General features: G+C 38.6%; 1 protein-coding gene. It reads right to left on the reverse strand.

All coding sequences use genetic code 11. From position 1 onward, the window contains the following. Positions 1-249, reverse strand: a 249-nt coding sequence (locus AC1Z3T_RS21240) for a hypothetical protein (protein ID WP_483397000.1), incomplete at both ends; no start/stop codon positions are given.

Consider the following 249-nt stretch of genomic DNA (forward strand, 5'->3'; position numbering starts at 1 on the left):
TTGTTTATTGTGACTTTGTTTGCGGTAACACCAGCATTGTTAATTACAGTTGAACCCGTAGTAACGCTACCTGTAGTACCTAAGTCCAATGTATTGGATAGTGCAACTTCTACTTTACCTGCATTTACTTTTGTACTGATGTTGCTGTTTGAACCAACAATATCAACTGCTTCACCTAATTTCTTGTTCACAGTCGTACCGTCTTGTGCTTTTAATCCAAAGCCCAAATTGGTTAATGCTGTACCTGCA

The sequence above is a fragment of the Acinetobacter sp. B-6 genome (assembly GCF_056930735.1).